The 25,072-nt window shown below is 56.6% G+C and carries 25 protein-coding genes and 1 pseudogene; 10 read left to right on the top strand and 16 right to left on the bottom strand.

Going from position 1 to position 25,072, the window contains the following annotated elements:
* The first annotated feature begins 73 nt into the window (after positions 1-73).
* The gene (locus AC5FXY_RS05135) at positions 74-1,051 is read left to right on the top strand and encodes an acyl-ACP desaturase (protein ID WP_493555564.1); all 978 of its coding nucleotides are present in this window, start codon (positions 74-76) and stop codon (positions 1,049-1,051) included.
* Between the two features lie 192 nt (positions 1,052-1,243).
* On the opposite strand, the gene AC5FXY_RS05140 is transcribed toward AC5FXY_RS05135, so the two are convergent.
* The 3 genes from AC5FXY_RS05140 to AC5FXY_RS05150 form a co-directional block, all read right to left on the bottom strand.
* Positions 1,244-1,873 carry a hypothetical protein gene (locus tag AC5FXY_RS05140; RefSeq protein ID WP_493555565.1) on the bottom strand — a complete coding sequence of 210 codons (630 nt, stop codon included), beginning with the start codon at positions 1,871-1,873 and terminating at the stop codon, positions 1,244-1,246.
* 169 nt (positions 1,874-2,042) lie between these two features.
* The gene (locus AC5FXY_RS05145) at positions 2,043-2,684 is read right to left on the bottom strand and encodes a hypothetical protein (RefSeq protein WP_493555566.1); all 642 of its coding nucleotides are present in this window, start codon (positions 2,682-2,684) and stop codon (positions 2,043-2,045) included.
* Between the two features lie 87 nt (positions 2,685-2,771).
* Positions 2,772-3,053, bottom strand: a complete 282-nt coding sequence (locus AC5FXY_RS05150; RefSeq protein ID WP_493555567.1) for a DUF427 domain-containing protein — start codon at positions 3,051-3,053, stop codon at positions 2,772-2,774.
* A 138-nt stretch (positions 3,054-3,191) separates the two neighbouring features.
* Here AC5FXY_RS05150 and AC5FXY_RS05155 point away from each other — a divergent pair, with 138 nt between their 5' ends.
* Entirely contained in the window at positions 3,192-4,295 is a 1,104-nt protein-coding gene (locus AC5FXY_RS05155; protein ID WP_493555568.1) for a vWA domain-containing protein, read from the top strand.
* An 80-nt stretch (positions 4,296-4,375) separates the two neighbouring features.
* Here AC5FXY_RS05155 and AC5FXY_RS05160 read toward each other — a convergent pair whose 3' ends face one another.
* The gene (locus AC5FXY_RS05160) at positions 4,376-5,353 is read right to left on the bottom strand and encodes a c-type cytochrome (protein ID WP_493555569.1); all 978 of its coding nucleotides are present in this window, start codon (positions 5,351-5,353) and stop codon (positions 4,376-4,378) included.
* A gap of 341 nt (positions 5,354-5,694) precedes the next feature.
* On the opposite strand from AC5FXY_RS05160, the gene AC5FXY_RS05165 reads away from it, so the two are divergent.
* On the top strand, positions 5,695-7,224 hold the full coding sequence (locus tag AC5FXY_RS05165; RefSeq protein ID WP_493555570.1) for a sigma 54-interacting transcriptional regulator: 1,530 nt from the start codon (positions 5,695-5,697) through the stop codon (positions 7,222-7,224).
* Positions 7,225-7,428: 204 nt separating this feature from the next.
* On the opposite strand, the gene AC5FXY_RS05170 is transcribed toward AC5FXY_RS05165, so the two are convergent.
* Positions 7,429-7,887, bottom strand: a complete 459-nt coding sequence (locus tag AC5FXY_RS05170) for a peptidylprolyl isomerase (protein WP_493555571.1) — start codon at positions 7,885-7,887, stop codon at positions 7,429-7,431.
* A gap of 372 nt (positions 7,888-8,259) precedes the next feature.
* On the opposite strand from AC5FXY_RS05170, the pseudogene AC5FXY_RS05175 reads away from it, so the two are divergent.
* Both AC5FXY_RS05175 and AC5FXY_RS05180 read left to right on the top strand, forming a co-directional pair.
* Positions 8,260-8,704: pseudogene (locus tag AC5FXY_RS05175) on the top strand (fasciclin domain-containing protein).
* Positions 8,705-8,885: 181 nt separating this feature from the next.
* Positions 8,886-9,500: a fasciclin domain-containing protein gene (locus AC5FXY_RS05180; protein ID WP_493555572.1), complete on the top strand. Its 615-nt coding sequence runs from the start codon at positions 8,886-8,888 to the stop codon at positions 9,498-9,500.
* Positions 9,501-9,513: 13 nt separating this feature from the next.
* Here the strand turns inward: AC5FXY_RS05180 and AC5FXY_RS05185 are convergent, their stop codons facing one another.
* The 6 genes from AC5FXY_RS05185 to AC5FXY_RS05210 form a co-directional block, all read right to left on the bottom strand.
* Positions 9,514-10,407 (bottom strand): NAD(P)-dependent oxidoreductase, encoded by an 894-nt coding sequence (locus AC5FXY_RS05185; protein WP_493555573.1) that lies wholly within the window; start codon positions 10,405-10,407, stop codon positions 9,514-9,516.
* Positions 10,408-10,481: 74 nt separating this feature from the next.
* Positions 10,482-11,411 carry a ribosome small subunit-dependent GTPase A gene (rsgA, locus tag AC5FXY_RS05190; RefSeq protein ID WP_493555574.1) on the bottom strand — a complete coding sequence of 310 codons (930 nt, stop codon included), beginning with the start codon at positions 11,409-11,411 and terminating at the stop codon, positions 10,482-10,484.
* Positions 11,412-11,472: 61 nt separating this feature from the next.
* On the bottom strand, positions 11,473-12,714 hold the full coding sequence (locus AC5FXY_RS05195; protein ID WP_493555575.1) for a 3-deoxy-D-manno-octulosonic acid transferase: 1,242 nt from the start codon (positions 12,712-12,714) through the stop codon (positions 11,473-11,475).
* A 156-nt stretch (positions 12,715-12,870) separates the two neighbouring features.
* A complete protein-coding gene (locus AC5FXY_RS05200) occupies positions 12,871-13,515 on the bottom strand; it encodes a peroxiredoxin (protein ID WP_493555576.1) in 645 nt (214 codons plus the stop codon).
* A 94-nt stretch (positions 13,516-13,609) separates the two neighbouring features.
* Positions 13,610-14,068 carry a Fur family transcriptional regulator gene (locus AC5FXY_RS05205; RefSeq protein WP_493555577.1) on the bottom strand — a complete coding sequence of 153 codons (459 nt, stop codon included), beginning with the start codon at positions 14,066-14,068 and terminating at the stop codon, positions 13,610-13,612.
* 224 nt (positions 14,069-14,292) lie between these two features.
* Positions 14,293-15,597 carry an aspartate kinase gene (locus AC5FXY_RS05210; RefSeq protein ID WP_493555578.1) on the bottom strand — a complete coding sequence of 435 codons (1,305 nt, stop codon included), beginning with the start codon at positions 15,595-15,597 and terminating at the stop codon, positions 14,293-14,295.
* A 93-nt stretch (positions 15,598-15,690) separates the two neighbouring features.
* On the opposite strand from AC5FXY_RS05210, the gene fbp reads away from it, so the two are divergent.
* On the top strand, positions 15,691-16,725 hold the full coding sequence (gene fbp / locus AC5FXY_RS05215) for a class 1 fructose-bisphosphatase (RefSeq protein WP_493555579.1): 1,035 nt from the start codon (positions 15,691-15,693) through the stop codon (positions 16,723-16,725).
* A gap of 72 nt (positions 16,726-16,797) precedes the next feature.
* On the opposite strand, the gene AC5FXY_RS05220 is transcribed toward fbp, so the two are convergent.
* The 3 genes from AC5FXY_RS05220 to yihA form a co-directional block, all read right to left on the bottom strand.
* Complete coding sequence (locus tag AC5FXY_RS05220; RefSeq protein ID WP_493555580.1) at positions 16,798-17,361, bottom strand: DUF5606 family protein; 564 nt, start codon at positions 17,359-17,361, stop codon at positions 16,798-16,800.
* A 33-nt stretch (positions 17,362-17,394) separates the two neighbouring features.
* Positions 17,395-17,877 carry an energy transducer TonB gene (locus AC5FXY_RS05225; protein WP_493555581.1) on the bottom strand — a complete coding sequence of 161 codons (483 nt, stop codon included), beginning with the start codon at positions 17,875-17,877 and terminating at the stop codon, positions 17,395-17,397.
* A 74-nt stretch (positions 17,878-17,951) separates the two neighbouring features.
* Positions 17,952-18,581, bottom strand: coding sequence for a ribosome biogenesis GTP-binding protein YihA/YsxC (gene yihA / locus AC5FXY_RS05230; RefSeq protein WP_493555582.1), 630 nt, complete (start codon positions 18,579-18,581; stop codon positions 17,952-17,954).
* 522 nt (positions 18,582-19,103) lie between these two features.
* Between yihA and AC5FXY_RS05235 the strand changes: the two genes are divergently transcribed.
* The 4 genes from AC5FXY_RS05235 (at position 19,104) to AC5FXY_RS05250 (ending at position 23,822) form a co-directional block, all read left to right on the top strand.
* Positions 19,104-21,371: an OmpA family protein gene (locus AC5FXY_RS05235; protein ID WP_493555583.1), complete on the top strand. Its 2,268-nt coding sequence runs from the start codon at positions 19,104-19,106 to the stop codon at positions 21,369-21,371.
* 127 nt (positions 21,372-21,498) lie between these two features.
* Complete coding sequence (gene ubiE, locus AC5FXY_RS05240; RefSeq protein ID WP_493555584.1) at positions 21,499-22,224, top strand: bifunctional demethylmenaquinone methyltransferase/2-methoxy-6-polyprenyl-1,4-benzoquinol methylase UbiE; 726 nt, start codon at positions 21,499-21,501, stop codon at positions 22,222-22,224.
* Between the two features lie 17 nt (positions 22,225-22,241).
* The gene (porT, locus tag AC5FXY_RS05245) at positions 22,242-22,967 is read left to right on the top strand and encodes a type IX secretion/gliding motility protein PorT/SprT (protein WP_493555585.1); all 726 of its coding nucleotides are present in this window, start codon (positions 22,242-22,244) and stop codon (positions 22,965-22,967) included.
* 99 nt (positions 22,968-23,066) lie between these two features.
* Complete coding sequence (locus tag AC5FXY_RS05250) at positions 23,067-23,822, top strand: SDR family NAD(P)-dependent oxidoreductase (protein WP_493555586.1); 756 nt, start codon at positions 23,067-23,069, stop codon at positions 23,820-23,822.
* An 18-nt stretch (positions 23,823-23,840) separates the two neighbouring features.
* Here the strand turns inward: AC5FXY_RS05250 and AC5FXY_RS05255 are convergent, their stop codons facing one another.
* Positions 23,841-24,503 (bottom strand): alpha/beta hydrolase, encoded by a 663-nt coding sequence (locus AC5FXY_RS05255; protein WP_493555587.1) that lies wholly within the window; start codon positions 24,501-24,503, stop codon positions 23,841-23,843.
* A 20-nt stretch (positions 24,504-24,523) separates the two neighbouring features.
* On the bottom strand, positions 24,524-25,012 hold the full coding sequence (locus AC5FXY_RS05260; RefSeq protein WP_493555588.1) for a cytidine deaminase: 489 nt from the start codon (positions 25,010-25,012) through the stop codon (positions 24,524-24,526).
* Positions 25,013-25,072 lie beyond the last annotated feature (60 nt).

Here is a 25,072-nt window from a genome sequence, read left to right on the forward strand (position 1 = left end):
TACCGCGCCCGAATGCCTACTTTTGAGTTTTCCCCGCTCTCGTTTTCCTTTACTCACCTTTCCCCATCAGCGCATGATTGCCACCATGACTTCCCGCGCGGAAGTACTTCAGCATCTCGAATCCTTTTTACGTGAGAACATTGGAACGTTTCTCAAAAAGGTAGATGAAAGCTGGCAGCCTTCCGATTTCTTGCCTGACCCCCGTCTCGATACTTTTTTTGACGAAGTAAAGGCACTTCGCGAGCGGGCCAAGGAGCTTAGCTACGACCTGCTGGCCGTGCTCATCGGTGATACCATCACGGAGGAAGCGCTGCCCAATTACGAAGCTTGGTTTCACCAACTCGACGACCTGAACCGCGACCCCAACAACGGCTGGGCGCAGTGGATTCGGGGCTGGACTGCTGAGGAAAACCGCCACGGCGACTTGCTCAACCGCTACCTCTACCTTTGCGGCCGCGTAAACATGCGCGAGTTCGAAGTAAGCACCCAGTACCTGATTGCCGACGGCTTCGATCTGGGCACTGCCCACGATCCGTACCGCGCTTTCATTTACACGAGCTACCAGGAAGCCGCTACCAACCTCTCGCACCGCCGCGTGGGTACCCTGGCCCGCAAGGCTGGTGACGGCGCCCTGTCCAAGCTTTGCGGCATGATTGCCGGCGACGAAGCCCGCCACGCCCGCGTGTACCAGACGTTCGTGGAGAAAATCTTCGAGGTAGATCCATCAGAAATGATGCTTGCCTTCGAAGACATGATGCGCAAGAAAATTGTGATGCCGGCGCACTACATGCGCGAGATGGGCGTGGAAATGGGCAAGACCTTTGGTCACTTTACCGATGCAGCCCAGCGTCTCGGTGTGTACACCAGCCAGGACTATACCGACATTCTGGAAAGCCTCATTAATACCTGGAAAGTGGATCAAATCAGCGGCTTGAATGGGCAGGCTGAAAAGGCTCGGGACTACATCATGGCCCTGCCCAACCGCTTGCGCCGCGTAGCCGACCGCATGCCCGTTCCCAAGCTCGAGTACAAGTTCAAGTGGATTGAGTAGGTAGCATACCTTTACTGCTGCTTTCCGCTAGCTACTGAAGCAAAAGGCCGACCCTTCTCGGGGCCGGCCTTTTGCTTTTAAGTAGTCGACGCTTGATCTGGTATCGGTACAGCATTAGTTATAACTGCCTTCTCACCTTTACGGAAGTTCGAGTGCGTAAGGAGAAGCGAGGGTGAATCAAGTCTCTGTGAGCTAAGGCATATCCTGATGCCCAATCATACTTATCATGCCTTCCTTTTTAGGCATTTCGTACTCGATGATGCGCGTGCCGCCCGATGGAGTACTGTTCGGGCCGTCGGGTCGGTAAATAGGGAAGGACCTGATGATTTTGCGGCCATCCACGCGAAACTGATCGTGGCCCTGGTAGCCATCGGCTGCGGGGCCGTCGAGCTGGGGCAAAGCGAGGTCCCGGCGGCCGCGGCTCAGGAACTCATAGCCGATCAGCTGGCCGTAGGCACCGCTGCCCGCGCCGTTTACAAAAACCAAGAGCTCAGGATAGTCGTCGTTGTTTAGATTGGTGACTACGGCGTCTTGCACCACTCCCTCGATGTTGGCGGTGGTAGCGGCCAGCTCTCGGCCTAGCCGCTCAGCGCGCATATGGAGCTGCCGCTGACTGCCCGTGCCCATGGTGCGCACATTAAAGTTATAGTCGCCGCGACTCAGTTCTTTCCGAAAACTTATACCCGCGGCGGGTACTGCCGTGTTAGCCGTGGGATTGGGGTCGGCCGCTTCGGAAATGGTACGGGGCGAGTCGCAGCCGATGGCAAGGGCCGCGCAGCAAAGTGCTGCCATCGAGGGCAGATGTAGGTGCGGTCGGGTCATGGAGCAAGCGAATGGTTCTGGGGCCACCCGAGCAGCGGCCTCTTAGTTGCACAAACGCCACACGCCGCATGAGGTTACGACGGCACCGGAGGAAAGCTGGCTGGGCGAATAGTGCACAAAAAAACCCGCTGAATAGCGGGCTTTTTTGTGCCTTAAAAGGGCTTCGTGACTAGCGCGAAGTGGTAGTGCCCGTGCCGGTAGCAGTAGGAGTGCTTACAGGCATGAGCATGCCTTGGGTGTTCAGTGTGTATTCCACGGTGCGAGAGGTGCTGGCATTGGTTGAATCCGTCACCGGGAAGGTGCGCACCAAGCGGTTGCCGCTTATCTGGTACTTGTCCTTACCCTTGTAGCCGGCGGCCAAGTCGTTGCTCAGCTTGGGCGGAGCCGTGAGGGGGCGGAAAGCGCGGTCTACAAATTCGTAGGCTTCTATGCCGCCGAACGACTCAGTGCCGGCACCGTTGGTCACCACGTACAGTTCAGGGTTACCGTTGCCATTCAGGTCGCCCATCACTACGTCGGTTACGTCGCCGCGCACGTTAATGCGAATCGGGTCAGTTACCAAAGCGTCGCCGCGGCGGGTACGGATGGTGAGCTGTTGGCCGTTTTCGGAGGTGGATTGCTGCACCTGGAAACGGTACTCACCTTGGGTTAGGTCGCGGTTGAAGGTCACCGACGAAGGGGCAGTTTCAATAGCAGTAGACACTGCAGCGTCGCTCGTCGCGTCGTCGGTAGCCGTACGGGCAGAGTCGCAGCTAGCCATGGTAAGCAAAGCAGCGGCGCCAAGCCAGCAAGCCGAAGGGAAGAGTTTCATGGTCGTTGAGATGGAGTGGAGGAGGACATATCGTATTCTTCCTATGCAAACGCGTTCAAACGCTTCGGGTTACAAATTGTTGTACAATTAGGACACAATTTGTACCCCTTTCCAAAAGGCCACCCGTCCCCGGATGTTTTCGGCTGCGGGTTTGGGGTCGGCATAGTACCAGGCAGCGTCTTTGTTCAATTCGCCGCCTACGCGCACCGAATAATAGCTGGCCCGCCCTTTCCACGGGCAGGTAGTGCCGGCAATACTATCTTCAAAATATTCGCGGTGCAACGAATCAGCCGGAAAGTAATGGTTGTTTTCGACCACCACGGTGTCAGTGCTTTCTGCTAGCACGGCGTTGTTCCATATGGCTTTCATAACGTTGGGTTGTGGTGATGGGGGTTTGGGTGTGAACTTGAAAGCGTGCAAAGCGTCCGATAAAGCCCGCAATCAAAAATCGTCAACGAAAAACTAACCCGGCCCGGCCGTTGTTTTCGCTTTCAATTCCCCTGAATTATGGCTGTTGGTTTCCGCTTCCGCGATTACGTGCCCGAAGAATCTTCCGAGAAAGGCTTCGACACGCTTTTTAAGCTATTCATGCAACTGGTTACCATCACGTCGGGCGACGTGGCGGAGGCCCTTTCCTGGCTCAACGAACTGGATAAGCAGTACGGCCTCACCGACGATGAGTACGGCATGGGCGACTTCATCGAGGACCTGAAGCGCAAGGGCTACATCGATGAAAACGAGCAGCAACTCGGTGAGCTGAAGATTACGGCCAAGTCGGAGCAGCTTATCCGCAAATCGGCGCTGGAAGAAATCTTCGGCAAGCTCAAGCGTGGCACCCAAGGCAACCACCGCACCCCGCACGCCGGGCAGGGCGATGAGCTGACCACTGACCTGCGCGACTACCAGTTCGGCGACACCATCGAGCAGATCGAAATGACCGAGAGCTTGCGCAATGCCCAGCTTAATCACGGCCTGGAAGGCAACTTCTTGCTCACCGAAGGCGACCTGGAAGTGCGCGACACCGAGCACAAGACGCAGACTTCGACGGTGCTGATGATTGACATCTCGCACTCCATGATTCTGTACGGCGAAGACCGTATCACGCCCGCTAAGAAGGTGGCTATGGCCTTGGCCGAACTGGTAAAGCAGAAGTACCCCAAGGACTTCCTTGACATCATCGTGTTCGGCAACGATGCCTGGCAGATCGAGGTGAAAGACTTGCCATACTTGCAAGTCGGCCCCTACCACACCAACACGGTAGCGGGCCTGGAGCTGGCTATGGACCTGCTGCGCAAGCGCAAAACGGCCAACAAGCAAATATTTATGATTACTGACGGCAAGCCCACTTGCCTGAAAGAGCCCGGGGGCTATTACAAAAACTCCTTCGGGTTGGACCGCAAAGTGGTCAACAAGACCCTGAACCTGGCCGCCGCTGCTCGCCGCCTCAAGATTCCGATTACGACCTTCATGATTGCTTCGGACCCGTACCTGCAACAGTTTGTGCGCGAGTTCACCGAAACCAATCAGGGCAAAGCTTACTACAGTTCGCTCAAGGGCTTGGGTGGTTTGATCTTCGAAGACTACAAGCGTAACCGGCGCAAGAGCTTATAACGGCGAACAAACATGCCCACAAAAAAGCGGCGGTTCCCGAATTGGGGCCGCCGCTTTTAGTTAGTGGCACTCGATTTTCCCTAACGCGTAGCCACTACGCTGGTTGAGCCGTCCTCCGCCGTAGCGTGCTTCAGCTTGGGTATTGTTTGCAGGTAGGCAAAGATGGCTTTGGCCTCTTGGTCACTCATCACCGAAAACTTTGGCATGGGCAGGCGCAAGGTGCCGTTGGGGCCCTGGCCATACTTCACCGCTTGCACAAATTGCGCTTCCGTCCAGTCGCCAATGCCGGTTTCGGGGTCAGGCGTTAGGTTGCGCGATTCAATGGTTTCGCCATTCTTGGCAATGAATTTATTGCCACCGCCCATATAACCTTCCGACAACTCGGGCTTCATCACGTTGTTGGTCTTGAAATCGGCGGAGTGGCAGTCGTAGCATAGGTAGCGGCCCGTGACGAGGTAGCGGCCGTGCGCAATCTGATCGGTAGCGGCCGGCTCCACAATGGCCGCCGTGGGCAGCGGTGTGGGCTTCATTACCGTGTTGGTGAGCACCTTAGCCAAGAAAGAAGGTTCCTGTGGGTGCGAGGCTACGGCTTTGGCCTGCACGAGGGCGTTATTGGAGCGCAGAAAAGCCACTACGCTGTTAATGTCTTCGTCCGACATATGCACGAACGTGGGCATCACAGCCCGGTAGCGCCCATCGCGGCCGATGCCGGTTCGGAACAGGCCGATCAACTGCTCATCGGTCCAACTGCCGATGCCATGTTCTTTGTCCTGGGTAATGTTGGCTGAATACAGCCGGCCAAACTCCGGCGGTAGGTCGTCCATGAGTTTGCCCGTGAAGGCGCCGGTGCCACGGTCGAGGTGGCAGTCGGCGCACATCGAGAGGGCAATCTTTTCACCGTGAGCAATACGCTCGGGCGTAACGGCCACCGTTTGGGCCGGTAGCTTGGGCGGATCGTAGCTAGGTATACCGCGCACGCTGATAAAAGTGGCGGCGCACACCACCAGAAACACCACGGCAGCCAGGGCTACCCCGATGTATTTAAGTACTTTTTTCATAGCTCAGAAAGGCGTCGAGAGAGTGTGACAAAAGTAAGTTTTCATTGTGCTTAAGTCACTCGCATAATCATGTGGTGGTACCGCAGGCAGTTTGGCACGGTCACCATTAAATCTTGAAAACTTTCCCTCAAAACCCGGTTTCTGAGCCTCTGATGGGCTGTGTTACAGCAAAGTCGGATAGAACAGGAGTCAGTAGATGCCGTCGGCAAGCCGGCCGGATACCCAATGATGTGAGGGGGAGTTGAACGTAATGTTTGCCTAAACTCAACTCGCTTCGAACCTCAGTGCCCGCGTAGCGGTTTAACCTCCGGGCTCTTATGCCCAGCTATTCCTCCTTCCTGATGAACCACGAACAAATCAGCACCCTGGGCCAGCTAAAGGCGGCCGGGTACCGGTCGCGCTCCGTGCGCGAGGAGCTGCGCGATAATTTGATTGAGAAGCTACGCCGCCGCGAAAACGCCTTTCCCGGCATTCACGGCTACGAAGAAACCGTTATTCCTGACCTGCAGCGCGCTATCCTGAGCCTGCACCACATCAACCTGCTCGGCCTGCGCGGTCAGGCCAAAACGCGCATTGCCCGCCAGCTGGTGCAGCTGCTTGATGAGTACATTCCCGTAGTGGAGGGCTCCGAGCTAAACGACGACCCGCTGCAGCCGCTGTCCCGCTTTGCCCGCGACCTGGTGGCCGAGCGCGGCGACGAAACGCCCATTGCGTGGCTGCACCGCGACGAGCGCTACACCGAGAAGCTGGCCACGCCCGATGTATCCGTAGCCGACCTTATCGGCGACGCCGACCCCATCAAGGCCGCCACGCTCAAGCTGCCGTACTCTGATGAGCGCGTAATTCACTTTGGCTTGATTCCGCGGGCCCACCGGGGCATCTTCGTTATCAACGAGCTGCCCGACTTGCAGGCACGCATTCAAGTGGCGCTGTTCAACATCCTGCAGGAAGGCGACATTCAGATTCGCGGCTTCAAGGTGCGCCTGCCGCTCGATCTGCAGTTCGTATTCACGGCCAACCCCGAGGACTACACCAACCGCGGCTCCATCGTGACGCCGCTGAAGGACCGCATCGACGCGCAGATCATCACGCACTACCCCAAAACGCTCGAAATTGGCAAGCGCATCACCCGGCAAGAGGCCCGCATCCGGCCCGAGCAGCAGGAGCGCGTGCGCGATAATGAGGTGATTTTTGACCTCGTGGAGCAGGTAGCCATCGAGGCCCGCGGCTCGGAGTACGTCGATGCCAAATCCGGCGTATCGGCCCGCCTTACCATCTCGGCCTATGAGCAGGTGGTAGCTGCTGCCGAGCGCCGCGCCATCATCAACGGCGAAGAGAAGACCCGCGTGCGAGTGGCCGATTTTCTAGCTGCCGTGCCCGCCATTACCGGCAAAGTGGAACTGGTGTACGAAGGCGAGCAGGAGGGAGCTGGCATCGTGGCTGAGAAGCTGATGGGCAAGGCCCTGCGCACGCAGTTCCTGCAGTACTTCCCCGACCCTGAAAAGGCCAAAAAGCAGAAAGACAAGCCGAACGCCTACAAGCCTGTGCAGGACTGGTTTGGCGCCCACACCGTGGACGTGCTGCACGATGCTTCCGAAGCCGATTACCGCACTGCCCTCGACGCCGTGCCTGGCTTGCGCGACCTGACCACCGCCAGCGTGCCGGCTGAGTTAGCCAAGGACGACCCGTACTTCTGGATGGAGTTTGCCCTGCACGGCATGGCCGAGATGAGCCTTATCTCGCGCAACCGCCTCACCGGCGGCACCCAGTTCAAGGACCTGTTCTCGTCGATGTTCACGATGCCTTCATTCGGAGGCGATGACGACGAGGACGAAGAAGACTACGGTTCCCGCAAGCGGAAGCGCCGGTAGGGGCCCCGCAATAATCAGAGAAAAGTCCTGGGCAGAGTAGCCCAGGACTTTTTTGTGTTTAATGAAAAGTCGGTTTGAATTGCTTCGCAAATAAGCAACTGGCCCAATTCATACTTTACTCGAACAGGCCTAATGCAACAACGGGGCCGGTGGATTTTCCACCGGCCCCGTGTCTTTTTAAGCAAACGAATGCCTGAGCAGGGCTTAAGCTTCGTTCACCACGATTTTGTCGATGCTGTCGTTGGGGCGAATCTGGTCGATGACGTCCAGGCCTTCTACCACTTTACCGAATACGGTGTGCACGCCGTCGAGGTGCGACGTTTGGTCACGTGAGTGGCAGATAAAGAACTGCGAGCCACCGGTATTGCGGCCGGCGTGGGCCATGCTCAGAATGCCGCGGTCGTGGCGCTGGTTGCCGCCCGAGGTTTCGCAGTTGATTTTGTAGCCGGGGCCGCCGGTGCCGGGCATGCCTTTGGCGCCGTCGCGGGTGTTGGGGCAGCCGCCCTGAATCACGAAGTTGGGCAGAACGCGGTGAAACTTCAGGCCGTCGTAGAAGCCTTTCTGGGCTAGGTCAGTGAAGTTCTTAACGGTGTTGGGAGCGTCTTGCTCAAAGAACTCAACCTTCATTACACCTTTATTGGTGTGGATTTCAGCGGTTTTCATGAATAGGAAGCAAAAAAGAGGTAAGCGCAAGGCCGGTGCTTGGCCTTTGCGGTGGGTACAAAAGTAGTTTTTTACGCAGGGCGCAACAATCTGGTGTTAGTTGAGCTTCGTATAGCGCATCGGCTATGTGAAATAAGCCCTTGACACCTAGCACCTACCACTCCCTTCCCATTCCAAACACTTCTTTCATTCCGCATGAGAAAGACATTCACTTCCGTTGCGTTGGCCCTGCTGGCTGTTGGTTCGCTCACGCTTAGCAGCTGCGGCGACAATAAACCCACCGAAACTACCGAGACTACGTCCAACGCTGCCGAAACCACCACTATGGAAACGCCGGCAGCTACCGGCGCCGGCGCTGGCGCCGGAGGCGTGATGGTAGGTGGTGCCATGATGACGCCCGACAAGGACATCGTCGACAACGCCGTCAACTCTGCTGACCACACTACCTTGGTAGCCGCCGTAAAAGCCGCGGACCTAGTCGGGACGCTGAAAGGCATCGGGCCCTTTACCGTGTTTGCGCCCACCAATACGGCCTTCAATGCTCTGCCCGCCGGCACCGTTGACAACCTGCTCAAGCCTGAAAACAAGCAGAAACTGTCGGGGTGTGCTTGCCTACCACGTAGTGCCCGGGGCGTTGCGCGCCGCTGAGCTCATGGATGGCCAGGAACTCACCACGATACAGGGGGAAAACCTGAAAGTCTCGAAGAAAGACGGCAAAGTGATGATTGGCGGGGCCACCGTTACCACCGCTGATGTGGTTTCGAGCAATGGTGTGACACACGTAGTCGACAAAGTGCTGTTGCCCTCCAACATGTAAGCTGGTGCTTGCGCTATTTGAAAACCGCTCGGCCTGAAAGCCAAGCGGTTTTTTTGTGGCTGATACGCTATTGGTTCGCACCTACAGTTCTATCAGTGCCCGGACCTTGTGCCGCGTTGCTCTCAACCTTAGGCTCTCAAACAACGTCTGCTAGCTTTGCCTTCTCAATCCACGACTATTCATGCGTTACCGCTTCTTCTCTTGGCTAACTGTGCTGCCCCTGTTGGCCGCTTGCAACTCCCAACCCGCTGAATCGGATAGCACTGCCGAGCCCGGCGCTACCGTAGCCGATTCCGTGGCCTACGACCCGAATGCCAGCGCCGACTCGGCGCGCATGGGCAAGGCCGGTGGGGTGATGGTAGGCAACGTAGCCCTGACCTCCGATAAAACGCTGGCCCAAAATGCCGCGGCAGCTCCCGAACTGAGTCAGCTACTTCAGGCCGCAAAGCAAGCGGAGCTGGCCGATCGACTGAGCGGGGAGGGGCCATACACGGTATTTGCGCCTTCCAACGCCGCTTTTAAAAAGCTTCCCTACGGCGCAATGGCTGGCCTGCTCAAGCCTGAGAGCCAAGACAAGCTAGCCGGCCTGGTGGGCTACCACATCATTCAAAGCCGCTTGCTGGCCATGGACCTGCGCGACGGCCAACAGCTCACCACCATGAATGGGAAGAAGGTCACCATCGGGGTGAAGGGGGCCGATATTACCATCAACGGCGCCAAATTAACTACCACCGATGCCGTGTCGAGCAACGGCGTGCTGCACGTGGTAGACCAAGTTCTGTTGCCCCCGCAGTAGCACTTGGCCAGCGCTAACGGCTGAGGCCGGCACCTTCCGAGATGCGCCGCGCAAACGACGTCCAGTCCTCTTCTGCAGATTGTTGCTGTTCCACCGTGGCGGTGAGGTGGTCCAGGATGATGTGACCCACGGGCATGGGCACTTTGCGGGCCCGGGCCTCGGCCAGTACCAGCTTCAGGTCTTTCTGCAGCAGCAGTGGCGCCGCCCCAGCCGGTTTGTAATCCTCCGTCACGATCATCTGGCCGTAGCTTCGGTAGGCCGGGCTGTGAAAGAGAGTGGTAGTCATAATATCGTAAATCTGTTGCCGGCTCACGCCACTTTTTTCGGCCAGGGTAAAGGCTTCAGCCATAGCTTCGATGGCAGCCCCGATCATGAAGTTGCCGCAGAGTTTCACGATGTTGGCAGCACCCACCTGCTCGCCCAAATCAAAGCTGCCCTGGGAAAGCGGCAGCAGTAGGGGCGCCAGGCGAGCTTTGGCTTCGGCGGGGCCGGCTAGGCATATCCACAGTTGCGCCGTAGCGGCTGCAATGGGCTTACCAAATACCGGCGCTGCTACCAGGGAAGAGCCGCGCTCGGCGTGGGCCTTGGCCAGCTGTTCATTGGTGCCAGGGGCCACCGTGCTGCAGGAAACGTGTACCGCACCGGTCGGTAAGGTTTCCAGTATGCCGTCGGGTCCCGTGGTTACCTCCTTAAGGGCCTCGTCGTCGGTGAGCATGGTGAATACCACGCCGGCATCTTGCGCGGCCTCCGCCGGCGAATCGGCAACGCGGGCACCGCGGTCCTGCAAGGCTGTGGTTTTACCGGACGTGCGGTTGTACACCGTCAGCTGGTGGCCCGCCAGCAGTAAGTTGGTGGCCATGGCCTGGCCCATATTGCCCAGGCCAATAAAGGTAATCCGCTCTTTCATAGGTGCGATGGAGACCCAAAAGCCGCCTCCTCCGTATTCGCACTTCCGTTGAATAGAGTTGTGCCTTTTCGGGTTTATCGCCGATTGTCTTCGTCAGCCAGCATGCTGAGGTAGCTGTCGTAGCGTGGCAGGGCAATTTTGCCCTTCTCTACGGCCTCGCGCACGGCGCAGCCCGGCTCTTCGGCGTGGCGGCAGTTGTGGTAGCGGCACTGGTTTAGCCGTTGGCGCATCTCGGGGAAGTAGTGCGCCAACTCCTGCGCCTTCATATCCACCAGGCCCAGTTCCTTGATGCCGGGCGTATCAATTAGGTAAGTGCCGGCCCGCACCTCCAGCATTTCGGCGAAGGTGGTGGTATGCTTGCCCTTATCAGAATACTCGCTGATTTCGGTAGTCTTTAGGTCCAGATCAGGCACCAGCGCATTGATGAGCGTGCTCTTGCCCACCCCCGAGTGACCCGAAAGCAGGCTGGCCTTACCATCCAGCAAAGCATCGACGGCCGCCACGCCTTCGCCGGTTTGGGCCGAGCAGCGCAGGGTGGGGTAGCCGGTGCGCTCGTACATGTTCTGCACCTGCCCAAGGTAGTCGATCAGTTCCTCGTCGTAGAGGTCTACTTTATTGAAGATGAGGGTTGCCGGAATACTGTAGGCCTCGGCGGTGACCAGAAACCGATCAATAAACCCAAAAGAGGTAGCCGGTGAAGCCAGCGTAACTACCAGCAGGGCTTGGTCCAGGTTGGCCGCCACAATGTGGGAGTGCTCGGACTTGTGCACCGAGCGGCGGATGATGTAGTTGCGCCGTGGTTCGATGTGGTCAATCACACCCGTGCCCACGTCGCCGTCGGCATCGGTTTCAAACTCCACCACGTCACCCACCGCAAGCGGGTTGCTCACCTTTAGCCCCTTATGCTTAAAGCGGCCGCGCAGGCGGCAGCGGTGCAGCTGTTGGGTGGCATGGTCGCGCACCACGTACCAGGAGCCCGTAGATTTGACGATGGTGCCGGTCATAGGGTAGAATGAAGGAATCGTGAGTTATGAATGGCGAATTGATCAGAATGGAGAAGGTAAATCACCATTTGATTACTTCGCTGATGATGCGGGCAGTGGCGCCGGCCTGCTCCTGCACATACGTACGGGCTTGCTGGCCCAGGCGCTGCCGATATGCGGCATCTGCTAGGAGAGGAGTTAGTGCCTGCTGCGCCTCCTTGGCGTTGTGCACCACGGAAGCGCTACCGCTGGCTACCAATTCCCGAGCTTCGCGGAATTTATCGTAGCGGGGGCCGAACAGCAGCGGCAAACCGAAGGCCGCGGCTTCCAAGGTATTGTGCAGGCCCTTGCCAAACGCCCCGCCAATGTAAGCCAAGTCGCCGGCGCGGTATAGCTCGCGCAGCAGGCCAATGTTGTCGATGAGCAGCACGCGGGCCTGCGCCACTGTATCAGGCTGGGCTTGAGAGTAGCGCACTACCCGGCCGGGCAGCGCGGCTTCCACCTGCTGCAAATGCGCCTCGCTGATTTCGTGCGGCGCCACGATGACGCGCAGTGCATCGGCCCACTGCTGAAGTGCAGGCGTGAGCACGGCTACATCGGGCGGCCACACACTGCCGGCTACCAGCACGGGCGCGCCATCGGCTCGGAACGCCGCCACGATGGGTAGTTCACGGGCTGGAGCGGCGGCTGTGGCCGCTACCGTATCGAAGCGCGTATCACCTGCCACGGTTACTTGCGTCAGCCCAATACCACGTAGCAGTTCGGCGGAGGCCTCATCCTGGGTGAAGATGCGCGTCAGTTGGCCCAGTACCCGCCGGAAAAAGCCGCCCCAGGGCTTAAAGAAAGCCTGCTCCGACCGGAAAATGGCCGACACGCAGCAAGTAGGCACCTGCTGCCGTCTCAGCTCCGCTAAGTGGTGGTACCAGAATTCGTACTTAACAAACACGGCCAGCGAGGGCCGCACCGCCGTCACGAATGCGCGGGCGTTGGCCGCTGTATCGAGCGGCAGGTAAAAAATGTAATCAGCGCCCGGCCACTGCTGGCGCACCTCGTAGCCCGAAGGCGAGAAGAACGTCAGCACGATCTTGTGCTGCGGGTACTGCACCCGCAACGCTTCCATCAACGGCCGACCCTGCTCAAACTCACCGAGCGAGGCGCAGTGCACCCACAGGCGCGGCGCCGGATCCGAGGCTAGTGCCTGCCGCACGCGGCTAAGCAAGTCGTGCCGGCCGGTTACCCACTGCTTGGCCTTGGGGATGAAAGGCGCCACCAGCCGCAACAGCAGGCCGTACAGGTGAATGGCGAGGGAATACAGAAAAACCAAAGGTCGTGCTGGGGGTATGGTGCCGTAAGGGCCCGGGCCCTAAACTGAACGGAAGCTGCAAAAGTAGCAGGTACAGTTTCGACCGCAGAAAAAAAGCCCCGACCAAACGGACGGGGCTTCTTCATTGGAGTGCCTTACTTACATTGCACCAAGCTACTAGCGCGAAGCTTCCTGCTTGGAGAGGTAGTTAGCTACCCCTTCGCGGGTGGCAGTCATGGCTTCCTGGCCTTGTTCCCAGTTAGCGGGGCATACTTCGCCGTTCTTTTCAAAGTATTGCAGGGCATCTACGAGGCGCATGGCTTCGTCGATGGAGCGACCGAGCGGGCCGTCGTTCACCAGCTGGTGGCGCACGATGCCATCTTTGTCGATCAAAAACAGACCACGGTAAGCTACTGGCGAGCCAACGTAGGTCATTTCGCCAGCGTCGTTGTAGTCGTAGTGACCACCGAGCACGTCATAGTTAGCGGCGATGGTTTTGGTGGCGTCGGCTACCAGCGGGTAGGTAATTCCGGCAATACCACCGTTTTCGCGCGGCGTTTGCAGCCAGGCAAAGTGAGAGAAATGCGAGTCGGTAGAGCAGCCTACAATGGCTACGCCTTTGGCTTCGAACTCAGCCAGACGCTCTTGGAACGCAATGATTTCAGTGGGGCAAACGAACGTGAAGTCAGCCGGGTAGAAGTAGAAAATGACGTGCTTCTTGCCCAGGTAACGGTCGAGGCTGAAATCTTCTTCAAACTCTTCACCGTTTACAACGGCCGTAGCCTTGAACGAGGGGGCACGCTTGCCTACGAGAACTGCCATTAGAAAATGGAATTTGGGGATGGTAAGAAAAAGGAAAGAAACATGGTGCTGAGCCCAGCCAGTGGCTAGGCAAGGCGCAGTACCACCGGAAAGCTCAACGGGTGGCGCCTTTTTTGGCAGGGATTCCTGCTTTTCTCACGCCGCTAATGTGCAGTGAGAAGGAGCGAGGCTGAAAGTTCTCAAAACCCCGGGCGGCAAAGAACTCCTGCAGCAGTTGGTCCAGCTTTGGGTCGCAGTAATCAATAATTTCCTGCGTGTCTTGGCAAAACAAATGGTGGTGACTGGAGCAGTCGGTGTCGTAGCGGCGGCGCGTGCCGTCGGCGTCGGCCACGCGCTTCAGCAGGCCAGCGGCCACAAAGGCATCCAGCGTCTTGTACACGGTGCCCAAAGATACCGTGGGGTTGTCCGGACGAACCTGCTTAAACACCTGCTCGGCAGTGGGATGGCCCGGCAAGGTCAGCAGGGCTTCCAAAATGACGATGCGCTGCTGCGTAGCCCGCAGCCCTGCCTGGGTCAGGCGGTGGTGCAGTTGGTCGCGGTCGGGAGCAGACATTAAAGCGGAATGGCTCACAGATAGGAATGATTCTCTAGAGCAAAAGTACTCCTATAAGCGCTTGCCAAGCAAAAAGGTTTGATTTTAGGAAGTGACAAGTAGGAAGTGACAGGTAATAAATAAAATCGGCAAGTCAACGGAAGCGAATTTTAATCGCCGCTACGCATCCCGAACTCAGCTCACAAGTTCCAACCTGTCACCTGTCACCTGTCACCTGTCACCTGTCACCTGTCACCTGTCACCGCTCTCGCCACAAATTGAAACGTTTGGCGGGTGCGCTGCTCCAGCAGCAGCTGCCGGCCAGCGGTGAGTTGCGTTATGGCTTCGGGCGTGTAATTTTTGATGGTGTACAGCTCCAAGCCGGTGTTGTAGTAGATGGTAAAATGCTCGCGCAACTGTTCCAGCAGCTTGCGTAGCCGGTATTCGTGCCAGTCGGTACACACCGAAAAGGAGATGGCCGAGTTCTGCATCAAATTGATCTTGAGCCGCACCTGAGCCAGCGCCCCAAATATTACTTCTAGGTTTTCTTCGGAAATAAAAGTCAGATCCTTCGACTCAAAGGAGAGCAGGCATTGATTGGTCTTCAGGATAAGGGCTGGGGCCAAGGTTCCATGCTTGCAGTCGTGGATTTTGGTTCCCTCCGCCTCGGGGGCTACAAACGACTTCACGTAGAGCGGAATGTGGCGCACCGCCAAGGGCTTGATGGTCTTGGGGTGAATCACTGAAGCCCCGTAGTACGCCATTTCGATGGTTTCCTGATAGCTGATTTCGGGGTAGCGTACCGTGTCAGGGAAGATTTTTGGGTCGGCATTGAGCAGGCCCGCTACGTCTTTCCAAATGGTAACGGACTCTGCGCCAAGGCAGTACGCCAAGATGGCCGCTGTGTAATCGGAGCCTTCGCGGCCCAGCGTGGTGGTCTGCCCGCTGGCCGTGCCGCCCAGGAAGCCTTGCGTTAGCACCACGCCACGCTGCAGCAAGGGTAACACCTGGTCGCGCACGTTACGCTCGGTGGTGGCCCAATCTACTCGGGCTTCGCGCCAACTGTGGTCGGTGCGAATGAGCGGGCGCACATCCAGCCACTGCGCCTGTACGGCCGCCGCCACAATGCAGGTCGCCAGCAACTCGCCGTAGCTTACCACTTGATCATATTGTCGGTCGTACTCGCCTTTGCTGAGCGTGGCCAGCTTATCTCCGAGTTCTTGCAGCAGGCACTGAAGCGAGCCGCCGCCTTCGCCGCACTCCGGAATATTATCAGCGTTACGCGGCGTATCGGGCAGCAAGCCATCGGCCACGGCGATGTGAAAGCGCTGCAGCTCTGCTAGTTCGGTCGCATAGTCTTCTCCGTTGTGGGCCAGATGAAAAATCCGCTCCAAAGCATTGGTGGTCTTGCCCATGGCCGATACCACCACCAACAAAGGCTGCTCGGCGGGGCGGCAGCGCACAATAGTTTGGAGGTTGCGAATAGCGGCGGCGTCTTTTACCGATGCGCCACCAAACTTGTACACGCGAAGCGAATGCGAAGAATGCATGCGCCAAAAGTAGAAAGCTGCCGCTAACTACGGGCGAAAACGCTTAGTTTTGCTAGCTGACTTTATCCTGCCCTGTTTTTCCTTCCCATTTTTATGGAACACAACCCTGACCGTCTCGCGCTACCCGTCGGAACCACCCTCGACCGGTTCATCATGCGCAAGCAGGAGGATTTCCCCTATGCCACAGGTGAGCTTTCGCAGTTGCTGCGCGACATCGCACTGGCCGCCAAAATCGTCAACCGTGAAATCAACCGTTCTGGTCTGATCGACATTGCCGGCGCCTACGGCCAGCAAAACGTGCAGGGCGAAGACCAGCAGAAGCTTGACGTCATTGCCAACATCCGCTTCATCCGCGCCCTGCGCAATGGGGGCGAGGTTTGCACGGTTATCTCCGAAGAGGAAGAGGACATGATCCAGACCGGCAAAAACCAAGGCAAGTACGTGGTGGCCATCGATCCGCTGGACGGTTCGTCGAATATTGACGTGAACGTGTCCATCGGTACCATCTTCAGCATCTACCGCCGTCAGTCGCCTATTGGGCAGGAGGGCACTACGGAGGACTGCCTGCAGAAAGGTATTCACCAGGTGGCCGCTGGCTACGTCATCTACGGTTCCAGCACCATGATGGTGTATACCACCGGTGCAGGCGTGAACGGCTTCACATACGAAGCGTCGTTGGGCGAATTTTTCCTTTCGCACCCCAACATCACCACTCCAAAAACTGGCACGATTTACTCCATCAACGAGGGTAGCTCCAATTCTTTTCCGCAGGGCGTAAAGGACTACGTGCAATACTGCAAGGATCAGAATTACTCGGCCCGCTACATCGGTTCGCTGGTAGCCGATTTCCACCGCAACCTGCTGAAGGGCGGTATTTATATCTACCCGCCCACGGCCAAGGCGCCCAATGGCAAGCTGCGCCTGATGTACGAAGGCAACGCGTTGGCTTTCATCGTGGAGCAAGCCGGCGGCAAAGCCAGCAGCGGTGCCAAGCGCCTGATGGAAATTCAGCCCACCTCGCTGCACGAGCGCTGCCCGCTGTTTATCGGCTCTACCGAGCTGGTAGAGAAAGCCGAAGAATTTTTAGCCAAAGAGCGTCAAGCGGTTTCGGCAGCTCAGGAAGCTTAATAGAAACCATGGACTAGCCCAACAAAAAAGCCCGGAGCAACTGCTCCGGGCTTTTTTGTTGGGCTAGTCCGATTAGTTGTTGACCTGTTTGGACTTGTCGCCAGCAGCCTCAGGGTTGCCTTCGGCATCGTCCGAGTCAGCAGTTTGCGCCGGAATGGCGCCAGCTGTGCTGAGCGTATCGGTCGTCGCATCGGTTTCTTCGGCCAGGGCTGCCGCTTCGTCACCCAAAGCCGCCTCGGCCGACTGGTATTCCAAGCGGTTGCTTACGGCGCCGTACCAGCTGATGAGCTTACGAATGTCCGACATGTATACACGCTGTCGGTCGTACTCAGGCATGATATCGGCCATGAAGCTGCTTAGAGTTGCATCGTCTGATTTGTTGGTGACGGGCAGCTCTTTGCCATGCTTTTGGTAGATGCGGTCGAACACCTCCGTCAGCGGCACCGTCTGGTCCGGGTCTTCGGTGTAGATGGAAATTTCGTGCAGCAACGATACCTTATTACGGGCCGAAGCCACTGAGCGGCGGGCCTGCGCGTCCAGGGTTTCCACCAGCACGCCGTTATTGGCCGGGCGTACCAAGCGGTACAGGCCGCTCATGCCGCTGATGGCGGCAATTTCCCTCAGGTCGTAGGGCATAGGAACGGAAAAACGGTTAAGAAAAAAGCAGAACTATTCAGTAGCATTGGAGGTAGCCGCGCCCAGTTTGAAAGAGATGGGCAGGCTCGTCAGGATGGGGTACTCGGGCTTTTTGAACTGCAGCAGCTTCACGAGGCGCAATGCTTCCTCGCCGCAGCCTCCACCGATGTTCTTGATCAGCTTTACTGCGCTAAGGCTGCCATCGGGGTTCAGGGTAAAGCTTACAATGCAAGTGCCTTGTACCCGGTTGCGGCGGGCCAGCAGCGGGTATTTCATCTCTTTATAGATGAAATCGTACATGGCTTCTTGGCCGCCTTCGTAATACTCAGCCACGGGAATGCTCTTGCCCGCGCCAGCCGTAGCCGGGTTAGGAACCGAGGCTTCAACCGGGGCCTCCGGTGCCGGGGCGGCGTCGCCTTCGGTCTTGGTTTTCACTTTCACTTTCTGCTGCGCCATGGCTGGCACAGCCGCCAGCGCCAGCAGTGCCACAGCCAGCATGAAGGTGGTCTTTTTCATATTCAATGAGGAGAAAGAAGGAATTAAACGAATAGGGTGGGCGTAAGCCGGCTGTTGGCAATTACGAGGCCAATCTACGCATTCCCACCCGCATCATCCGTTTGCTCCTTTAACTGTTGGTTTACTTCGTTAATAAAGTCGAGAACTTCCTCGCGACCTTGCCGGGCAGAGGAAGAAGTAACGAAGTGACGGGGGAGTTCGTCCCAGCTTTCTCGCATTTTATCGAGAAAGGTTTGCACATTCTGTGCTGTCTTTGAACCTGACTGTTTATCGGTTTTGGTAAAGGCCAGTACGAACGGCACTCCCATCTCGCCGACCATGGTAATGAACTCTAAATCTACTGCTTGCGGTGGCAGGCGGGAATCAATTAATACAAATACGCACGTCAAATTTTCGCGTTTGGTCAAATAAGCGCGAATCATTTTGCCCCATTTTGCCCGCGACTCTTTGCTTACTTTCGCATATCCATAACCCGGTAAATCCACCAAGTACCATTGATCATTTATAATGAAATGGTTGATGAGCTGGGTTTTACCAGGCAGCGACGATGTCTTGGCTAAGCCTGTACGGCCCGTAAGCATGTTTATAAGTGAAGACTTACCCACGTTGGAGCGCCCGATGAAGGCATATTCGGGCATTGTGGGCTCCGGGCACTTGTCTACCTGGGTGTTGCTGCTCAAAAAACGGGCGTCGCGAATAATCATATGCAGCAATACAAAAGTGAATTTCTGAATGCAAAAGTAGAATCTATCCGGCAATCGAATTGAAGTCGTACTTTTTCACGTTTTGAGTCAGTTTTTTTTGTCGGCTTCCTTGCATTTATTATTGCGCTTATATATTTGTGCGGCTCCTGCTGAGTAATTTCAACTTTTTGCGACCGGCAAAAGCATTGGAAATACTCATCCAAACCGCCTAGCGGATAGGATGCGACTAAGGTCGTATTATAAAATTTTTATCTTTGCCCACGGTAAACCCGTTTTTTGGGTGTTTTTGCTTCGTTTTGCAAGAGTGGAATCTACTTTTCGTAGCCTGTTCTTTTGCAAAATTCCCCGAGTAGCAAACCAACCTTGATACGGGTTTTGAGTATATAGGGACGCTTTTGCCACCCCTACACCTATTAAAATGGTTAGGGCTGGTAGCAAACATCCCTTCTCTGCAACTCCTTATTCCAAACTCCCCTTCAAATGGACAACTTCGTCAGAAGGTTACTTCAGGCCTCTTGCGCAATGGCTCTGGCCGCCGCCGTGGCTCAGCCTTCGATGGCCCAAAGCACTCGTAAGCAGCTAAAGACCGCCAACAAGTTCTTTGATCAAGAGAACTACCGGGCAGCTATTCCTTACTACGAGCAAGTGCTGGCCAAGGAGCCCAACAACGCTCAGGCACTGTTCCGCGCCGGTATTTCCTATATGTCTTTTGACAAGGAGAAGGCCAGCGACTACATCTACAAGTCGCAGCGTTTAAAAAAGAACGTTTCGAAGGATGTTGAATATTGGCTCGGCCGCGTCGACCACCTGAACTACAACTTTGACGAGGCTATTGCCCATTTCCAGGCTTACAACGTGACCTTGAAAAAGAAGGACACGCGCAAAGCCGAGCTAGCCCAACTGATTCAGCACGCCAAAAACGCCAAGATTCAGTTCAACAGCCCGAAGGACATCTTCGTGAAAAACCTCGGCCCGACGATTAATACGTCGTACTCTGAGCACAGCCCGGTAATTTCGTCGGACGATAAGATTCTGCTTTTTACTTCGCGTTCCGAAAACGTAACTGGCTCTAATGCCAGCGGCGGCGCAGCCTCGGGCACCACGAAGAAAAAGGACAACGTGGCGGCTGATGGGGAGTACTTTGAGGACATCTTCGAAGCACGCCGTATCGACGATGACGAGTGGGAAAAGCCCCGTTCGCTCTCGGGCGTGCTGAACGGCAAAGGCCACGATGCCTCCATTCAAGTCTTCGATAACGACACGAAGATGCTGATGTACCGCCAAGATGAAAACGGCGACATCTTCTACACGGAGAAAACGGGTGGTGACTGGAGCCAACCAAAAAAGTTGAATGGCAACATCAACTCCAAAGGTTTTGAGTCGGATGCTTTTATTACTCCGGATGGCTTAACTATCTACTTCTCGACGAGCAAGTACTCGGAAGACAACACGTTGGATATCTACTACGCTACCCGCCAGCCGGGTGGTGACTGGGGTCCTGCTAAGTCTATCGGTAGCCAGATCAACACCAGATACGACGATGATAGCCCTTACCTGAGCCGGGATGGCAAAACGTTGTACTTCTCGTCGCGTGGGCACAACACCATGGGCGGCTACGACATCTTCAAGTCGGAGTGGGATGATGTAGCTAAGAAATGGGGCCGGGCTGAAAACATGGGTTATCCCATCAACACGCCGGACGATGACACTTACTACCGCCTCTCGCCGGATGGCTCGTACGCCTACTTGTCGTCGTACCGCATCGGTGGCTACGGTGAAAAGGACATCTACACTATCAACTATATCAAGAATGTCACGATTCGCGGTAAAGTCTTCTCGGCTCGTGACAGCATCTCGGTAATTCCGGGCGTAGAACTGGTATTCAGCGGTACGCAGGCCGACAAAACGGCTATCAGCTTCCGCGACGTTACGAAGCCGGAAACCGGTGACTATTCGGTGAGCTTGCTCTCGGGCCGTACCTACCAGGTAGCCGTGTCGAAGGATGGCAAGAACATCACGACTGAGGAATTTGCCGTGCCAGTGGTAACGAATGATACCACCAGCATCGTGAAAAATTTCTACGTGCCCTACGTAGACACTATGTCGATAGCCGACAACTTGTTCAAGAAGATCTACTTCGATACCGACAAGTACAACTTGCGTCCGGAATCGGTGCGCGAGCTGAATCAGGTGGCTACCGTACTAAAGGCCAATCCCGGTCTGAACATTTCGATTGAAGGGCACTGCGACTCGCGCAACACGGATGAGTACAACATGGTGCTCGGTCAGAACCGCTCGAACTCGGCTTACAACTACCTGAAGCGTAACGGCATCAACGAAACCCGCATGGTAACCGTGAGCTACGGCGAGCGTCGTCCGGCGGCCCCGAATGATTCGCCGGAAAACATGCAGCTGAACCGCCGCGTGGAATTCCGCCCCATTCTAAAGGAAGGTCAGACCCTACGCGACGTAATGAGTGGTGGCACTAGCAACTCAGGTGGAACCGGCGCCGGAACGGGCACTACTGGCACTCGCGCTACTGGCACGAGCGGTACTACTGGTACTTCTACCCGCACTACGGCTCCGCTGCAACCCGGCAAAACCAAAGTGAAAGCTGCTGATGGCACCAAGGTGAAAACCAAAGTGGATGAAGACAGCGACAAAGTGAAAATCAAAACCGAAGGCCCCAGCGGCGAAAAGACCAAGACCGTAACCAAAGACGGTGAACTGGACTCGAAAGCCAAAGATGCTGCCGGCGATAAAACTAAAGTGAAGACCAAGAACGACTAACCACCGATTTTGGCACCAGAAAAAACGGGTGCGGCCATTGGCCGCACCCGTTTTTTTTAACATTATGCGGCTTAGCCCGTTCTTATTGGGCAATTTGCGGCCCCTCTGGCCGTTTGTACCGCAACCCATGACCGTAGTACCCTACAAAGACGACCCCAACAGCAAGAAGTCACAAGTCGCGCAGATGTTTAACAGCATCGCGGGTAAATATGACTTCCTAAACCACTTCCTGAGCGCCGGAACCGATATTTACTGGCGTCGCAAAGCCGTGGGTGAACTGCGGCAACTGCGTCCGGCTCGCATTTTGGATATTGCCACCGGTACCGGTGACTTCGCTTTTGAAACGCTTCGGCTTGGCGAGGAAGTGAAAGTAACGGGCGTCGACATTTCCGAAGGCATGCTGGATGTGGGGCGCCGCAAAGTGCGGGAGCGGGGTTTGGGCCACCGCGTGGAGCTGCAACTCGGCGACTCGGAAAACCTGCCGTTTGAGGATAATACCTTCGATGCCGTAACAGCGTCGTTCGGAGTACGTAACTTCGAAAACCTGCAGCAAGGACTAAGCGAGATGTACCGTGTACTCAAGCCTGGTGGCAAAGTGGTGATTCTGGAATTCTCGAAACCCCGGTCTTTCCCCTTCAAGCAGGCCTACAATTTCTACTTCCGGCATATCTTGCCGGTGTTTGGTAAACTGATTTCCAAAGACCGCGCTGCCTATTCGTACCTCCCCGAATCGGTGCAGGCTTTTCCGGATGGTCCGGCATTCCAGGCCATTCTGAAGCAGGTCGGTTTTAACACTCCCCAATGGCAACCGCTCACCTTCGGCATAAGCTCCATATACACCGCCACCAAATAAAGCTTCGTCTCGCAGCCATGTTGCTGCTCGCCTTGCCCACTGCGGCGCTGGCTCAAAAGAAAAGCTATACCGCCGCCAACCGAGGCAAGAACGGTCGGGTAAAGTCCGTAACGGTAAATAACCTGACGGGCTACGACGACCGATGGTTTCACCCAGGCTTCTACATCGGGCTGAACGCCTCGCGCTACCGGTTGGAGCATTCCCAGACCTACGTCAACAACCTGAACGGCGGGCAGGCAGTGGCTGCCAATGCCCGCGTTAGCCCGGGTTTTTCCGTCGGCTTTGTGGGCGATGCCCGCCTAACTGATTACCTGAACCTGCGCTTTACGCCGGGAGTTTCGTTTCTGACGCGCCAAATAAAGTTTGAGGCCCTAGGCGGCCAAGAGGGTATTGTCGATCAGGAAATCGGCACAACCCAGCTGGATTTGCCACTGCTGTTTAAGTTCAAATCGGAGCGGCGCCGCAACACCCGCGTGTACATGGTGGGCGGGGTGCGTCAGAGCTTTAATGTGGGTTCGCGCAAGCGTGACCCGGAACGCAATCAACTACAGGTAGGTAGCTCGGATTTTGCCATCGAGTATGGGGTCGGGCTGGACTTGTTTTATCCTTTCTTCAAATTCGCTCCTGAATTGCGCTTCTCGCACGGTTTGCCTAACCTGATTCAGCCGGGCACCGACATATACACCAACAGCTTTCAGCGCATTCGGAGCAATACCGTGACGCTGTACTTCACCTTTGAGTAAATCTGCTAAGTGTTAAATGGCTGGGCGTTGAAATGAGAGGTCGTTCATCAGTGAACAATCAATCATTTCACCTCCCAGCCATTTGCTTGGAACGCAACTATGAAAACTGCCTTAATCACCGGTGCTTCATCCGGAATTGGCCGGGCTACGGCCGTGGCGCTGGCTCAGGCCGGCTTTAAGCTGATCATAACCGGCCGACGCCGCGAACGACTGGAGGAGCTGGCGCAAGAGCTGGCCGCAGTGCCAGTGCATATCTTAACCTTTGACGTGCGCGACCGGTCCGCGGTAGATGCCGCCATTGGCAGTCTACCCGCTGAATTTCAAGCGGTGGATGTGCTGGTCAACAATGCCGGCAATGCCCATGGCCTAGCACCTATCCAGAGTGGCGACCCCACAGATTGGGACCTGATGCTAGACAGCAATGTGCGGGGCTTGCTAAACGTGACGCACGCGGTGTTGCCGGCCATGCAGGCGCAGCGCAGCGGCTTCGTGGTAAACATCGGCTCGGTGGCCGGGCACGAGGTATACGCTAACGGCAACGTGTACTGCGCTTCCAAGGCTGCGGTGGCCGCACTCAGCAAAGGCATGCGGCTCGACCTGATCAGCCTGGGCATACGCGTGGCGGAAGTGAATCCGGGGGCCGTAGAAACGGAATTCTCGGAGGTACGATTCAAAGGCGACAAAGACCGGGCGGCCAGCGTATACCAAGGCTTTCAGCCGTTGCGCGCTGAAGATGTGGCCGACGTCATCCAGTTTATGGTGACCCGGCCGCCGCACGTCACCATTGCGGAGGTAACTATTCTGGCCGGAGCTCAGGCCGCAGCCACCGTTATAAACCGACAACAGCCCGCTTAACGGCGGGCTGTTGTCGGTTTAGCGGGATTCAGCAAGTTGCTGAAGCAATTGGGCATTGAGTTCGTGGCCGCCGGTAAAGCGCAGCACCTTCGGGGCGGCACCGAACCGATCCAGTAGGGTTAGCTGCTCCTGAATACGCGGTGCTGAAACGTAAGCATCAGTGTCGCCGCAGACGTATGTAATATCCGGTACGCGCTGGAAAAGCTCCTGCGCGGCAGCTGGCTCCGCGTCTTCCGGAAATGCGCCGGCCCAAAGGATCAGCCGGGCTGGGGCAAAGGACGAACGCAAAAGCCAGCGGCTAAGGGTAGTGGCACCCTGCGAGAAACCAAGGAGCGTGACTTGAACCCCAGTAGGTGGACAAGCAGCTAGTAATTCCTCGAGCAATTGCTCCAGATAAGCCGAGTAATCTTCGATTTCCGTCAGGCGGTCTTCGCGTGTCATCCAGGTGGCACCTACCCGGCCGCTGGTGCCTTGCAGGTAAAATCGGGACAAGCCTTCCGGCGCGACAATCACGGTACCGGGCGCGTATTCCGGTATCGAACGAAAGTGGCGAATGAAGTACGAGGCTAACTGCCCGTAGCCATGGCAAACCACCCACAGCCGTTTGGCAGTGGCCAAGTCACCAAGCTGGTAATAACGGGCCGTGCGCGGCACTACCATGCGGCGTTCCGAAGCATCCATGAGCAAGTCAGCTGCTGTTCTTACCCGCGAGACGGCAGCACGTCGGGAGAAAACTGAAAGGGAAGTAGGTCGGCCAGGCGCTTGAAGCGCCAGATGGTGCCATCGGGACCGGCTAGTAGCAAAGGGATTGGCTCCGGCTGACGGTTTTCGAACTCGATCATGACCTGACGGCAAGCGCCGCAGGAAGTCACGGGCACAAATTCGCCGCCGAGTGGCCGGGCGGCCACGGCCATGTACCGAATGCGCCGGCCGGGCTGGCTATTCAGGCCAAATAGCACTGTACGCTCGGCGCACAGACCGGAAGGGTAAGCAGCATTTTCCTGGTTGGTGTTCCACGAGATGCTGTCGTCATCAAGCAGCAAAGCCGCGCCAACGTGGAAATGGGAATAAGGTGCGTATGAATGCTCGGTAGCAGCTTGGGCAGCTTGCCAGCAACGGGCTTCTTCGGCGGTTAGCTCGGCTTCCGTCAGGACGTCGGCGCTGATGGTCAGGTTCAGGGTTTGGGCCATTGGCGGCACAAAAACGGCAGAAAAGAAGAGTAAATAGCCACCTGACGGCGGCCCCGTTGG

Source organism: Hymenobacter sp. FMD4 (genome assembly GCF_058932745.1).

Excerpts from the sequence above, each read along its gene's own strand:
- porT (WP_493555585.1), top strand. The coding sequence starts at position 22,242 with ATGTTGCTGCTCGCCTTGCCCACTGCGGCGCTGGCTCAAAAGAAAAGC.
- AC5FXY_RS05145 (WP_493555566.1), bottom strand. The coding sequence starts at position 2,684 with ATGAAACTCTTCCCTTCGGCTTGCTGGCTTGGCGCCGCTGCTTTGCTT.
- AC5FXY_RS05170 (WP_493555571.1), bottom strand. The coding sequence starts at position 7,887 with ATGAAAACCGCTGAAATCCACACCAATAAAGGTGTAATGAAGGTTGAG.
- AC5FXY_RS05150 (WP_493555567.1), bottom strand. The coding sequence starts at position 3,053 with ATGAAAGCCATATGGAACAACGCCGTGCTAGCAGAAAGCACTGACACC.
- AC5FXY_RS05250 (WP_493555586.1), top strand. The coding sequence starts at position 23,067 with ATGAAAACTGCCTTAATCACCGGTGCTTCATCCGGAATTGGCCGGGCT.
- AC5FXY_RS05220 (WP_493555580.1), bottom strand. The coding sequence starts at position 17,361 with ATGCCCTACGACCTGAGGGAAATTGCCGCCATCAGCGGCATGAGCGGC.
- AC5FXY_RS05200 (WP_493555576.1), bottom strand. The coding sequence starts at position 13,515 with ATGGCAGTTCTCGTAGGCAAGCGTGCCCCCTCGTTCAAGGCTACGGCC.
- AC5FXY_RS05140 (WP_493555565.1), bottom strand. The coding sequence starts at position 1,873 with ATGACCCGACCGCACCTACATCTGCCCTCGATGGCAGCACTTTGCTGC.
- AC5FXY_RS05205 (WP_493555577.1), bottom strand. The coding sequence starts at position 14,068 with ATGTCTGCTCCCGACCGCGACCAACTGCACCACCGCCTGACCCAGGCA.
- AC5FXY_RS05225 (WP_493555581.1), bottom strand. The coding sequence starts at position 17,877 with ATGAAAAAGACCACCTTCATGCTGGCTGTGGCACTGCTGGCGCTGGCG.
- AC5FXY_RS05180 (WP_493555572.1), top strand. The coding sequence starts at position 8,886 with ATGCGTTACCGCTTCTTCTCTTGGCTAACTGTGCTGCCCCTGTTGGCC.
- rsgA (WP_493555574.1), bottom strand. The coding sequence starts at position 11,411 with ATGACCGGCACCATCGTCAAATCTACGGGCTCCTGGTACGTGGTGCGC.
- AC5FXY_RS05210 (WP_493555578.1), bottom strand. The coding sequence starts at position 15,597 with ATGCATTCTTCGCATTCGCTTCGCGTGTACAAGTTTGGTGGCGCATCG.
- AC5FXY_RS05135 (WP_493555564.1), top strand. The coding sequence starts at position 74 with ATGATTGCCACCATGACTTCCCGCGCGGAAGTACTTCAGCATCTCGAA.
- AC5FXY_RS05255 (WP_493555587.1), bottom strand. The coding sequence starts at position 24,503 with ATGGATGCTTCGGAACGCCGCATGGTAGTGCCGCGCACGGCCCGTTAT.
- yihA (WP_493555582.1), bottom strand. The coding sequence starts at position 18,581 with ATGATTATTCGCGACGCCCGTTTTTTGAGCAGCAACACCCAGGTAGAC.
- AC5FXY_RS05160 (WP_493555569.1), bottom strand. The coding sequence starts at position 5,353 with ATGAAAAAAGTACTTAAATACATCGGGGTAGCCCTGGCTGCCGTGGTG.
- AC5FXY_RS05165 (WP_493555570.1), top strand. The coding sequence starts at position 5,695 with ATGAACCACGAACAAATCAGCACCCTGGGCCAGCTAAAGGCGGCCGGG.
- AC5FXY_RS05260 (WP_493555588.1), bottom strand. The coding sequence starts at position 25,012 with ATGGCCCAAACCCTGAACCTGACCATCAGCGCCGACGTCCTGACGGAA.
- fbp (WP_493555579.1), top strand. The coding sequence starts at position 15,691 with ATGGAACACAACCCTGACCGTCTCGCGCTACCCGTCGGAACCACCCTC.
- AC5FXY_RS05185 (WP_493555573.1), bottom strand. The coding sequence starts at position 10,407 with ATGAAAGAGCGGATTACCTTTATTGGCCTGGGCAATATGGGCCAGGCC.
- AC5FXY_RS05155 (WP_493555568.1), top strand. The coding sequence starts at position 3,192 with ATGGCTGTTGGTTTCCGCTTCCGCGATTACGTGCCCGAAGAATCTTCC.
- ubiE (WP_493555584.1), top strand. The coding sequence starts at position 21,499 with ATGACCGTAGTACCCTACAAAGACGACCCCAACAGCAAGAAGTCACAA.
- AC5FXY_RS05235 (WP_493555583.1), top strand. The coding sequence starts at position 19,104 with ATGGCTCTGGCCGCCGCCGTGGCTCAGCCTTCGATGGCCCAAAGCACT.